Annotated in this window: 13 protein-coding genes and 1 riboswitch; of the genes, 4 read left to right on the top strand and 9 right to left on the bottom strand. The window is 55.3% G+C overall.

The features are described from left to right. Nucleotides 1-29: 29 nt before the first annotated feature. Nucleotides 30-138: riboswitch (SAM riboswitch) on the bottom strand. Nucleotides 139-215: 77 nt separating this feature from the next. The 7 genes from AV656_RS15450 to AV656_RS15420 form a co-directional block, all read right to left on the bottom strand. Next, nucleotides 216-518 carry a thioredoxin family protein gene (locus tag AV656_RS15450; protein WP_156484894.1) on the bottom strand — a complete coding sequence of 101 codons (303 nt, stop codon included), beginning with the start codon at nucleotides 516-518 and terminating at the stop codon, nucleotides 216-218. A gap of 9 nt (nucleotides 519-527) precedes the next feature. Next, nucleotides 528-866 carry a toprim domain-containing protein gene (locus tag AV656_RS15445; protein WP_063183715.1) on the bottom strand — a complete coding sequence of 113 codons (339 nt, stop codon included), beginning with the start codon at nucleotides 864-866 and terminating at the stop codon, nucleotides 528-530. A gap of 129 nt (nucleotides 867-995) precedes the next feature. Continuing rightward, the gene (gene gcvH, locus AV656_RS15440; RefSeq protein ID WP_063183712.1) at nucleotides 996-1,376 is read right to left on the bottom strand and encodes a glycine cleavage system protein GcvH; all 381 of its coding nucleotides are present in this window, start codon (nucleotides 1,374-1,376) and stop codon (nucleotides 996-998) included. A gap of 72 nt (nucleotides 1,377-1,448) precedes the next feature. Beyond that, a complete protein-coding gene (locus AV656_RS15435) occupies nucleotides 1,449-1,805 on the bottom strand; it encodes an arsenate reductase family protein (RefSeq protein WP_063183709.1) in 357 nt (118 codons plus the stop codon). Nucleotides 1,806-1,899: 94 nt separating this feature from the next. Next, on the bottom strand, nucleotides 1,900-3,687 hold the full coding sequence (locus tag AV656_RS15430) for an acyl-CoA dehydrogenase family protein (protein WP_063183707.1): 1,788 nt from the start codon (nucleotides 3,685-3,687) through the stop codon (nucleotides 1,900-1,902). 327 nt (nucleotides 3,688-4,014) lie between these two features. Further along, a complete protein-coding gene (locus AV656_RS15425; protein WP_063183704.1) occupies nucleotides 4,015-5,193 on the bottom strand; it encodes an acetyl-CoA C-acetyltransferase in 1,179 nt (392 codons plus the stop codon). Between the two features lie 28 nt (nucleotides 5,194-5,221). Further along, nucleotides 5,222-7,609, bottom strand: coding sequence for a 3-hydroxyacyl-CoA dehydrogenase/enoyl-CoA hydratase family protein (locus tag AV656_RS15420; RefSeq protein ID WP_063183702.1), 2,388 nt, complete (start codon nucleotides 7,607-7,609; stop codon nucleotides 5,222-5,224). A gap of 195 nt (nucleotides 7,610-7,804) precedes the next feature. On the opposite strand from AV656_RS15420, the gene AV656_RS15415 reads away from it, so the two are divergent. From AV656_RS15415 to AV656_RS15400, 4 genes are all read left to right on the top strand, one after another. Next, nucleotides 7,805-8,080, top strand: a complete 276-nt coding sequence (locus AV656_RS15415) for a hypothetical protein (RefSeq protein WP_063183700.1) — start codon at nucleotides 7,805-7,807, stop codon at nucleotides 8,078-8,080. Beyond that, nucleotides 8,077-8,460, top strand: a complete 384-nt coding sequence (locus tag AV656_RS15410; RefSeq protein WP_063183697.1) for a hypothetical protein — start codon at nucleotides 8,077-8,079, stop codon at nucleotides 8,458-8,460. The genes AV656_RS15415 and AV656_RS15410 overlap by 4 nt, the downstream gene beginning before the upstream one ends. A 61-nt stretch (nucleotides 8,461-8,521) precedes the next feature. Next, nucleotides 8,522-8,842 (top strand): thioredoxin family protein, encoded by a 321-nt coding sequence (locus AV656_RS15405; protein ID WP_008300318.1) that lies wholly within the window; start codon nucleotides 8,522-8,524, stop codon nucleotides 8,840-8,842. Nucleotides 8,843-8,927: 85 nt separating this feature from the next. Further along, nucleotides 8,928-9,437 carry a hypothetical protein gene (locus tag AV656_RS15400; RefSeq protein WP_063183695.1) on the top strand — a complete coding sequence of 170 codons (510 nt, stop codon included), beginning with the start codon at nucleotides 8,928-8,930 and terminating at the stop codon, nucleotides 9,435-9,437. Nucleotides 9,438-9,492: 55 nt separating this feature from the next. Here AV656_RS15400 and AV656_RS15395 read toward each other — a convergent pair whose 3' ends face one another. Continuing rightward, nucleotides 9,493-10,446 (bottom strand): 5'-3' exonuclease, encoded by a 954-nt coding sequence (locus tag AV656_RS15395; RefSeq protein ID WP_082818797.1) that lies wholly within the window; start codon nucleotides 10,444-10,446, stop codon nucleotides 9,493-9,495. Between the two features lie 39 nt (nucleotides 10,447-10,485). Further along, on the bottom strand, nucleotides 10,486-12,009 hold the full coding sequence (gene hutH, locus AV656_RS15390) for a histidine ammonia-lyase (RefSeq protein WP_063183693.1): 1,524 nt from the start codon (nucleotides 12,007-12,009) through the stop codon (nucleotides 10,486-10,488). Nucleotides 12,010-12,127: the final 118 nt, after the last annotated feature.

Genomic DNA, 12,127 nt, shown 5'->3' with positions numbered 1-12,127 from the left:
AACCGTCCCGTCTCCGGCCGGCGCATTTCCTCTCATCTGCCAAAGCGATTGCGCTTTGAGTGAATTGGCACCATTTCACGTTACCGTGACGGTTGCCGGGCTTCATCGGGCACGTCCCTCCGCCTCTCTCAATAAGAGTGTTCCGTATTCGTTTATATTCATCCGCCCAGCAGATGACTGATGGATGAAACTATATCACAGCTGACCATTTTGCGTCAACTCAATTTTTCATAGAGATGCGGGACCGACCGGAAAGCATAGATTTTCTCGACCGGCCGGCCTTCTTTTGCGATCAGGAGGCACGGGACGCTCTCCACCCCGTACCTGGCTGCCACCTCCTCATGATAGTTGAGGTCAGCCTTGCCCAGCCTGACTTCAGGTAGCAGCTTCTCCACGACGTCCATCATTCTCGAGGCCACCTGGCACGTCCCGCATAGGGGTGTATAGAGATAAAAGGCGGCTGTGGCCGGGGTCTTTGATGCTTCTTCAAATTGCTGCAGATTCCATTCTTCCACCATGCTCATCCTTTATAGCAGAAATTCAGTCTTAATCTCGATGTTTGCCGAAAGCAGTTCCTCCGCCAGTACCCTGAGGGGCGTAGTGGCCACCTCCCGATATACCCGGTCCGTATAGAGATGACGCGCTTCCGGGTACTCCCGCCTGAGGAGCGCACGCAGTTTTTCCCCGGAACGGTCCGCGTCGAAAAACGCGAAAATATCCGCCCCTTCATACGGTTCAAGAAGTTCTTCGATTCTTGTCGGGCTTGCCGTCCCGTTCGTACAGATGATGTCCACCGGTTCATCCAGAAGCGGGGCGATTCGTTTCCTGTCAGAGCTACCTTCGACGACGATCACTTTTTCGGTCATCCTGATCCCTCCGCGAGCACACCGTTATGTCAGGCCGCATCCGGAACAGGCGCCGATTCCGATATCGCGGTCCTTAGTATTAGAAGATGCAAAAAACGCCGGAAGATGCCGGCGTTTCCTGCATGCAGGTCAGCCCTGCGTCATTTGATCGTATTGTTCTGCGGACATGAGTTTGTCGATTTCCGATGAATCAGACGGTTCAACAACGACCATCCATGCCTTCTCATAAGGCGATTCGTTGACGAACTCAGGGCTGTCCTCGAGATCTTCGTTCACTTCAACGACCGTGCCGCTGATCGGTGCATACAGTTCGGATACCGTCTTGACTGACTCTACGCTTCCGAAAGGCTCGTCCGCCTTGATTTCATCGCCGACTTCAGGCAGCTCGACAAATACGATGTCGCCGAGTTCGGCCTGTGCGAAGTGTGTGATACCGATGCGCGCCTTGCCGTCTTCCGTCTTTACCCATTCGTGTTCTTCGGAGTAGCGAAGTTCTGTTGGTGTGCTCATTCTGACCCCTCCAGGAATAAATTAACCATCCATCTCAGTTTGCCATACAGCGGCTGGAAACTCAATAGTCGCTTAATTCCAGGCGGATTCAAAGTCCGCTTCACGGAATCCGACGGTCGCCTTTTCACCGTCAAAGACGATCGGGCGCTTGAGCAGCATGCCGTCTGAGGCAAGAAGGCGGATCTTCTCATCTTCCGACATGTCCGGAAGACGGTCCTTGAGCCCGCTCTCGCGGTAGACTTTACCGCTTGTATTGAAAAACTTCTTGATTTCGAGTCCGCTGGCCGAAATAATCTCCCGGAGCTGTTCCTCTGATGGTGGGGCCTCCTTGATGTCGAACGCCTCATAGGCCACTCCGTGCTCATCCAGCCACTTTTTCGCCTTCCGGCAGGTGGTGCATTTCGGATACCCGTAATAGGTGATTGCCATTCCCTTGCCTCCCTGCATCTTATCTTGGAATCAGTATAACAAAAAGAATGCCCGTTCTGCTCAAGAAGCAGTCCGGGCTTTGGGAATATCCGTTTCAGACAGTGTATTTTAGCGCTTCGTTCAGCTTGTCTGCTGCTTCGCGCTTCAGAGGAATCAGGTTCTTTGGCGTGTAGCGGGTAAGCTTGCGGAGAGCGGACAGCATCATTCGCTGGTTGTCTCCCTCGACAGACGCGACAAGCACTTCTTTCGCTTCCTGTTCGATGCGCTGCATGGCTTCCTGGCAGAAGATTTCCGTGTAGAGGATCTTCTGGCGGGACTTTTCCTCGCCACTTCTGCGGATCGCCTTTTCCGAGCGGAGCAGAGCGGATTCCATCGCGAAAATGTCATTGGCGATGTTTGCGATGTTGACAAGTACTTCCTGCTCGTCTTCAAGTTTCGTACCGAATCGCTGGGCTGCCATGCCCGCCGCAAGAAGACCGATTTTCTTCGCATTTTTCACCAGGATTTTCTCCTGCGCAAGTGCTTCGTCACCCGGTTCTTCCGGCATCATCATGAGCAGTTCTTCCTGGAGCGACTGGGCCTTCTGGAGAAGCGGTAGCTCCCCTTTCATCGCTTTCTTGAGGAACGTGCCCGGAACGAGGAGGCGGTTGATCTCGTTCGTGCCTTCGAAGATCCGGTTGATGCGGGAATCACGGTACGCACGCTCGACTTCATACTCCTGCATGTAGCCGTAGCCGCCGTGCAGCTGGACCGCTTCGTCGACAACGTGATCAAGTGTCTCGGAACCGACGACTTTGTTGATTGAACATTCGATGGCATATTCCGCAATTGCCTGGGCAATCTTGCGGCCGTCCTTCTGGTCTTCCTCGCTCATCTGGCCCATGCGGTCATCAAAGTAGCCGACCGTACGGTAGATCAGACTTTCCGTCGCGTACAGTTCGGATGCAAGCGTTGCAATCTTCTCCTTGGTCAGGTTAAAGGAAGCGATGCTGCGCTTGAACTGCTGGCGTTCGTTTGTATACTTGATCGCAAGTTCGAGCGCGCGCTTGGAACCGCCCACGCCGCCTACGCCAAGCTTGTATCGGCCGATATTCAGGATGTTGAAGGCGATCACATGGCCACGGCCTTTTTCGCCGAGCAGGTTTTCGACCGGCACTTCCGCATCTTGGAGGATGAGTGTACGGGTAGAAGAAGACTTGATCCCCATCTTCTTTTCTTCGGCACCCACGGAAACACCAGGGTAATCTTTCTCGACAATGAAAGCTGTGAAATGTTCGCCGTCAATCTTGGCATAGACGACGAAGACATCCGCGAAGCCGGAGTTTGTGATCCACTGTTTTTCGCCGTTAAGGATGTAGTGCGTGCCTGCCTCATTGAGTTTCGCAGTTGTACGCGCGCCCAGAGCGTCGGATCCGGAACCTGGCTCAGTCAGGGCGTAGGCGAAGATTTTCTCAGCCGTAACCGAAGCTGGCAAGTATTTCTGCTTCTGCTCTTCGTTGCCGAAGAGAACGATCGGAAGCGTTCCGATGCCGACGTGAGCCCCGTGCGTGATGGAGAAGCCGCCGGCGACGGACATCTTTTCGGTGATGAGCGCAGACGAGATTTTATCGAGGCCGAAGCCGTCATATTCCTCAGGAATATCCGCTCCGAGAAGACCGAGTTCCCCCGCGGATTTCAGAAGGCGCACGGAGTTCTCGAATTCATGATTTTCCAGTTTGTCGATGACCGGGATGACTTCGTTTTTGACATACTCCTCCGTCGTCTTTGCGATCATCTTATGCTCTTCCGTGAAATCCTCCGGCGTGAACACCTGATCCGCATCGATGTCCTCGATGAGGAATGCACCGCCTTTGACGAGCGCCTTGTCTTTCGTTTCCGCCATAATCGTTTCCTCCTTGTTCTTTTTTGGTTTTATATCAAGTGGTCTTTGCTCTGTCGATCGCCAGCTCCGGGCGGCAGGCTATCGGCTTGGGTTACGTCCAGCTTCTCTCGGCAGGCCCTCGGGGTCATAAGTGGCTACGCTCCGCGGATCAGGATCCGCTGCGCATGCCCCCTTATGCCTGTCGGGCCTGGGTAGCCGCCCTCCGCACTTACTCTATCCAGCTTCAGGCGGTACGGGCTCGGGTCATAAGCCGTCCCGCTCCGTGAGGCAGGCCTCACTGCGCAGGCCGTCTTATGCCTGTCGCCCGTGACCAACCGCCTTCCGCTTTTAAACCAACATTTCGAATACGCCGGCGGCTCCCATGCCTCCGCCGATGCACATGGTGACGGCACCAAACTGTTCATTGCGGCGCTTGAGCTCGTTCATGAGCTTCAGCGTTAGGATGGTGCCTGTGGCACCGAGAGGGTGTCCGAGCGCAATGGCGCCGCCGTTGACGTTGACGATGTCTTCATCCAAGCCCAGATGACGGATGACCTGGATCGACTGGGAGGCGAACGCCTCGTTCAGCTCCCACAGGTTGATGTCTTCAACGGACAGGCCGGCAAGCTTCAGCGCTTTCGGCACGGCTTCGATCGGACCGATGCCCATCACTTCCGGCGGAACACCGCCGACTGCGAACGAGCGGAACTTGGCGATCGGCTTCAGTCCTTCGGCTTCCGCCTTTTCGCGGTCCATGATCAGGACCGTGCCCGCTCCGTCCGATGTCTGGGAAGCGTTCCCCGCCGTGACTGAGCCTTTCACATTAAACGCAGGCCGCAGTTTTGCGAGGGTCTCCATATTGGTTCCTTCGCGGACGCCTTCGTCCATGTCAAAGGTGAAGGTGTCTTCCTTCATTTTGCCGTCCCGGCCGACCGTTCGCCGTCTCACATCGACCGGCACAATCTCATCCCTGAACTTGCCTTCCCGGATGGCGGCGGCGGCACGCTCATGGGAGCGGACCGCGAATGCATCCTGGTCCTCGCGGCTCACGCCGTATTTCACCGCAACCTGCTCCGCCGTATGGCCCATGCCCATATAGTATTCAGGCGCCGTTTCCGCGAGTGTCGCGTTCGGGCGGATCGTGTTCCCCATCATCGGCACCATGCTCATCGATTCGGTGCCGCCCGCAAGGACAGTATCCGCGTGGCCGAGCAAGATCTGATGGGCACCGTTTGCGATCGTCTGAAGACCGGACGAGCAGAACCGGTTGACGGTCACGGCCGGCACGGTATCCGGCAGACCGGCGATGCCGCCGATCAGACGTGCAACGTTCATGCCCTGTTCCGCTTCCGGCATCGCGCATCCGACGATAAAGTCGTCGATCGGCCCATCATAGCCGCCCGCCCGCTTGAGCGTCTCCTTCACCGTCAGTGCGGCAAAGTCGTCCGGGCGCACCGTTGCAAGGGATCCTTTCTTGGCTTTACCGACCGGCGTCCTCGCGCCGGCCACAATCACTGCTTCACGCATGGTTCATCCTCCTCCGTCTGCCCTCCGCTCAGTTGCGGAGCGGCTTGCCTTTCACGAGCATGTGCTGCATCCGCTGCTGGGATTTCGGTTCTGCGACAAGCTGCAGGAACGCTTCCCGCTCCAGGTCGAGCATGTATTGTTCATCGACTTCGGTACCATACGGCACTTTACCGCCGGAAAGAACGTAAGCGAGTTTCTTCGCAATCTTCAGGTCGTGGTCACTGATGTATCCCGAAAGGTGCAAGCCTTCCGCGCCAACAATCATCGCGGCATAACCCGGCTCTCCCGCAACAGGGACGGTCCGCTTTGAAGGCGCCGTGTAGCCCCCTTCGTATAGGGCAAGCGCAGCCTGCTTCGCATCATGGATCTGGTGATCCCGGTTAACACTTACGCCATCCGCCTTGCCGAGGAAGTTGTTCTCGCGCGCTTCCTCGCCGGATGTCGAGACTTTCGCCATCGCAACGGTCTCGAACACTTTTGCTGCGATGTCGACGTAGTCTGCCTTTACGCCGTTCGGCATCCCTTCAAGATGCTTGCGGTAAAGGCTGATGTTGCCGCCCCCGCCCGGAATCAGTCCTACACCGGTTTCCACGAGCCCGATATACGTTTCCATCGTCGCCTGGATATGCGCGGCCGGCAGTGTGATTTCCGCCCCGCCGCCGAGAGTCATGCCGTGCGGCGCGACAACGACCGGTTTTTTCGAATAGCGGACCTTCATCATGGCGTCCTGGAAAGATTTGATCATATAATCCAGTTCGAAGATGTTGTCGTCCTGCGCTTCCATCAGAATCATGCCGAGGTTCGCCCCGACAGAGAAGTTTTTGCCCTGGTTGGCGATGACGAGTCCCTTGTATGCGTCGTTGTTCTCCACTTCCTCAAGCGAGTCAATGAGCATCTTGATGACGTCCGGACCGAGTGAATTCGCCTGGGAAGTGAACTCGAGCAGCGCGACGCCATCACCAAGATCAATCAGGCTTGCTCCGGTGTTTTTCTTGATGACGCCATGGCGTGCTTTCCACTTTTTCAGGTCGATCTCTTTGTCATTCACCCCGACAGGCGAGTAACCTTCACCATCAAAGTATTTCAGAACCCCTTCATCGTCCTGATAGAAAGAGGACTTCCCGGAATCCAGAAGCTTCCGGACAAATGCCGGAATCACCCGGCCCTCCTTCTTCATCCGGTCGACCGACTTCCCGACGCCGATGGCATCCCACAGCTCAAACGGACCCTGCTTCCAGCCGAAGCCCCACTTCATCGCATTGTCGATCGAGGCGATATCATCCGCAATCTCACCGACCTTCTCCGCAGAATACAGAAGTGTCGGAGCCAGGATGTTCCAAAGGAGTTCGCCCGCACGGTCATTCGCATAGACGAGCGTCTGCAGCCTGGCATCACCTTTGAGCTGCGTAGCCATTTCAATGGAAGGCGCTTTCAATTTCTTCTGTGGCGAGTATTCGAGCGTGGCAGGGTCGATTTCGCTGATCTCCTTGCCTTCCTTCAGATAGAAGCCCTGCTTCGACTTGGCGCCCAGCCATCCGTTTTCCACCATTTTTACGAGGAATTCCGGCGTGCTGAACACTTCTTTCTCGTCGCCTTCCGTCTGGTCATACACGTTTTTCGCCACATGGACGAATGTGTCAAGCCCGACAACATCCAGCGTGCGGAAAGTTGCTGACTTCGGACGTCCGATCAGCGTGCCGGTGACCGAATCGACTTCCCCCACCGAGTAGCCCCGCTCCATCATTTCACGGAGTGTGATGAGGAGACCATATGTCCCGATCCGGTTGCCGATGAAGTTCGGCGTATCCTTCGCAATGACAACACCCTTGCCGAGCCGGTCCTCCCCGAAGCGGACCATGAAGTCCAGCACTTCAGGCGCCGTATCTTTCGTCGGAATGACTTCAAGCAATTTCAGGTAGCGCGGCGGGTTAAAGAAGTGGGTGCCGAGGAAATGCTTGCGGAATTGTTCCGAACGCCCTTCTGCCATCGCTTCGATGCTGATGCCCGACGTATTTGACGAAACAATCGCATGCTCTGATCGGACTCCCTCAATCTTGTCGTAAAGGGCTTTCTTGATGTCCAGGTTCTCCACAACCACTTCGATGATCCAATCCGCATCCTTCAGCTTTTCAAGATCATCTTCCAGGTTCCCAGCCGTAATGCGGGAAAGACTATCACTGGATGCAAGCGGTGCCGGCTTCTGCTTTTTCATGTTCTTGAGCGCCTGGTCCGTCAGCCGGTTGCGGACCTTGCTGTCTTTGAGCGTAAGATTTTTTGCTTCCTCTTCGGCTGTCAGCTTATTCGGCACAATGTCCAACAGAAGAACCGGAATGCCGATGTTTGCGAGATGAGCCGCTATTCCTGAGCCCATAACACCGGAGCCGATGACAGCGGCCTTATTGATTTGGTGAGCCAATTGATTGCCTCCTTCTACCTTGAATGAATGCTCATTCATTTCATTGCCAAAAAAATAGGCAATTGCTTTATTCATAGTTTAGAATATTTCACCACGGTGTGCAACATGACCAACAGAAAAAAATGAATTTCCGCTCATCTTTTTGATTCTTCGGGGCATTCTACCTATAAACCATGCATATGAGGAGGACCTGACATGGGCATCTTCTCCAAGCCCGCCATCAAAAACGGGAATGAATCCAATGCGGGGCCTGAGCTGTTCAAGGCCGACATCGTCACCACGAGAAACATCGGCGACCTGGCGAGGATCATGGAGCTCAGCAAACTATGTGCCAAAATGTACGGAGCAGCTGCCGCTTCAACAAAGCTTCCTGATCTGAAGAAAGAATTCGAGAGCCTCCAGAAGGCTCATCAGAAGCAGACAAGTGACATCATGGAATTCCTGAAAAAAGAGAGGGACCAGGCACAATGACCGATAAAGATACCGGCAAAGAAGCAAGTCAAAGTACAGACCAGGCCACCGATAAGCAAAATCAGCAGGAATCCGGAGACGCCTCCAATAATAAACAGCAGGATCAGAATGACGGTTCCCTGAACGACAAGGAAATGGCCATCCTCCTGCTCGGGATGGAAGAACAGCTTTGTCAGCTTTACCAGTCTGCCGAAAACGCAACATACAGCAGCAAACTCGAGTCTCTGCTCTCAAGTTTCCTGCAAACCTCCAACAGCAATCGGCGCAACCTGCGCGACCTGATCACACGTCACGGCTGGATGACACCCGACGCCGCCAAACGGGAAGACTACGAGAAAGTCCTCCAAAAGTTCGAAGGGTCTGCACCGCCGGTCGTCTGAAGCAAGTGGCTACCCAATTCCCTGCCGGAAAGTGTACACTGTCCCTATGGGAGGGATAGAGATGGAAAAAATTACGACAGCAGAACAATTTAATGAAATCATCAACAACCCGGAGCAATCACTGATCAAGTTTGACGCAAGCTGGTGCCCGGACTGCCGGCGGATGGATATGTTCATCGGACCGATCGAAGAAAAGTACAATCAGTTCACCTGGTATGAAGTGGACCGCGATGCCCTTCCGGAAATCGCGGACAAGCATGAAGTGATGGGCATTCCGAGCCTGCTTGTCTTCAAAGACGGCGAGAAAAAGGCTCACCTCCACAGTGCAAATGCCAAGACACCGGATCAGGTGACCACGTTCCTCGACAGCTACAATGCTTAACCCATCAGGAAGGCGACTGCCTTCCTTTTTTATATGCCGTTTTTTGCTATAATCAATGAAACTGTCAGGACGGAGGGAGCCGTTAATGGGCCAGATCGAGTCATTCAGGGGAAAGTCGCAATATGACCCGGACATTGACCCCGGGCAACAGAATTCTGCATGCGGGGCGGTTACGGCATATACAATGATCGGCCATCTTCTGGGTGCATGTCCGATGACCGTGTCAGATCTTTACCGATCATTCGGCGGTACACCACTCGGACTGTCCGTCCGGAAATTTATCAGGGGGGCCTCCGGGATTCTCGGCAGCGGCTGGACAGTGCAGAGGTGTTCTCTTGACGATTTAAAAGATGAGATTCTGGCCGGACGTCCGGTGGCGGCAAAGTTCGACAAATGGTTTTCTTTCCGCTGGTTCGGGAAATACTCGTTTGCCTACCATTGGGTACCGGTCGTCGGCTTCAGCGAAGAAAGCGGGGATACGCTCCTGCTTGTCCATGACAACGGAGGACGCGGGCGTCCCAGCCGGATCCGCCGGGCATCCTACTCCCGGAACCGGACGATCCTGACCTTTGTCCGGATGACACCGGACCGCTGAGCATAAAGGAAAACCGCCGCTGACGGACAGCGGCGGTTTTGTATTTAAGGATCGATCAGCCGAACGGCCATTCTTCCTGTTCTCCGGATACCGGGAAAAGGTTCATGAGCCGCTTGGCTGCAGTCGGGTACCCTTCTGCCTCGAGTGCCCGGGCGGTATCAGGACCATATTCCGGAACTTCAAGTTCATCCATGTCAGCATCGAATACGACGTGGCAGTCGATCTCTGCCAGTTCACGGGACAGGTGGAGCATATCCAGCTGTTCGGTGATTTTTTTTCGGACGGCCGGCTTCAGGTCATCAAGATGCTGAAGCACCCCTTCCACGGAACCGTACTCCAGGATCAGCCCCGTAGCCGTCTTCGGCCCGATGCCTTTCACTCCGGGATAGCCGTCACTGGAATCTCCCATGAACGCCTTCAGATCGACGAACTGCCCGGGTTCGAACCCGTATTCTTCCCGGAAGCGCTCATCTGTATAAATGTCAAATACCGTGTGCCCCTTCTTCATGAAGGCGATCTGTACGCCGGGCGCGAGCAACTGGAGCAAATCCCGGTCACCGGTCACGACCAAAATATCCGCTTCGTCTTTCCAGCGCGTGATCAGCGATCCGATCAGGTCGTCCGCTTCCACACCGTTCATGCCGAAACTTTTCCAGCCGAGCAGATAGGCGGACTCCCGCCCCATATCAAATTGGGGCTTCATCTCTTCCGGGGGCTCCGGACGATTCGCCTTGTAGCCTTCGTACAGGTCATTCCGGAAGGTGTATGCGCCCATGTCCCAGCAGACGGCGATATGGGTCGGCCGGAACATGGACTGCGCTGACAAGGCATGGCCCAGAAATCCCTGGACGGCATTTGTCGGAATCCCCTCTGCATTCCTCATATAACGGCCGTATACGGACGTAGCAAAAAAGGCGCGGAACAAAACCGCCATGCCATCGATCAGAAGCAGTTTCGGCCGCTCCGTCTCCTTGCCGCTTACCGTATCCAATTTCTCCATCGTATTCATGCGATCACCTTTTCCTCATTGCGTTCCTTCCATCATACCTCAGGAACCGGCGGCTGTGTCGGAATTCAGACCCCAATTTCTGGCTTCCTCCAGAAGCCGGCGCTCCACCCCGGCAATGTCCCGGCTGAAAATCCGGTCTTCTGTAAGCGGCGGAATGATTTCGGAGAGAGCATCCCATTTCCGTCGGAGTGCGGGAGACATCTTCTCCTCCCCGCGGATTCCGCAAGCCTGGAAAGCACAAAAGGCCTCGATGGCCAGAACCTTCCTCACGTTTCCGACAATTTGGGCGGCATGCCTGGCGGCAGTTGTTCCCATGCTGACATGGTCCTCCTGATTGGCCGAGGACGGTATGGAATCCACGGAAGCAGGATGGGCCAGCGTCTTGTTCTCGGATACAATACTTGCCGCAGCGTATTGAAGGATCATGGCACCCGACTGCAGTCCCGGCTCCGGACTGAGAAACGGCGGCAGCCCCCCGTTCAGCTGAGGATTCACGAGCCGCTCAGTGCGCCGTTCGGAAATATTGGCAAGTTCCGACATACCGATTTTCAGGAAATCCATCGCGAACGCCACCGGCTGTCCATGGAAATTGCCGCCGGAGATGACAGTCTCTCCTTCGTCAAAAATGAGGGGATTGTCCGTCGCCGCATTGATTTCAATTTCAAGCTTTCCCCTGACATAATCCAGCACCTGCCAGGTTGCCCCGTGCACCTGCGGGATACAGCGGATGGAATAGGCGTCCTGAATCCTCAGCTCTCCCTGACGAGTCGTGAGACGGCTTCCCTCCAGCCAGTTTCTCATCCGTTCTGCCACCCCTGCCTGTTCCGGATAGCCTCTGGCCTCATGGACGGCCGGATGGAATGCATCCGTGATCCCCCTGAGCGCTTCAATGGACATCCCCGAGATCCACTCCGACTGCAGGGCAAGCTGTTCCGCTTCCAGAAAGGCGAGTGCACCACAAGCTGCCATCGCCTGGGTTCCGTTGATGAGAGCAAGCCCTTCTTTTGCCTGGAGACGGATTGGCCGGATGTCCTGCTTCTCCCATGCCTGCCCGGCAGGCACGGTGTTTCCGTCCAGCATCGCCTCCCCTTCCCCGATCAGCACAAGTGCCAGATGCGCCAGCGGAGCCAGGTCTCCTGACGCACCGAGCGAACCCTGGCTCGGAATGACGGCCGTGATCCCGAGGTTCACCATGTCACACAGGCGCTCGAGAACGACCGGACGGATGCCCGAGTGCCCCTTCAGAAGGGCATTCAGACGGAGGACGGCCATTGCCCTGGAGACCTCCTCCGGAAACGGCTCACCCAGTCCGCATGCATGGGATCGGACCAGGTGAAGCTGGAGTGCTTCTGTATCTTCCGCATTGATCTCTACGTCACTGAATTTGCCGAAGCCGGTGTTGATGCCGTATACCGTCCGCCCGTCGGCAATGATGTGTTCAACGGCCTCCCGGCTTTGCCTTACTTTTTTCATTGCCTCAGGACAGAGGACGACCTGCTCCCTGCCGATGACAATCCGTTTCAGTTGCCTGAGGGTCAGTCCGCTCCCGTTCAGTGTGATCATTGCTCCCACTCCTTCTGCTACCATCTTAGATGAAAATGTTAACGCTTACATCCATCTTCTTTTTTTCCTTTCCAATTAATAGGCCAGCATTTTATCCGGCGAAAGGAAATCACCGTTT

The sequence above is a fragment of the Bhargavaea cecembensis genome (assembly GCF_001619585.1).
In the GTDB taxonomy this organism is placed as follows: Bacteria; Bacillota; Bacilli; order Bacillales_A; family Planococcaceae; genus Bhargavaea; species Bhargavaea cecembensis_A.
Note: the sequence above shows the minus strand (reverse complement) of the source record. Positions and strands in the feature narration are given on the sequence as shown.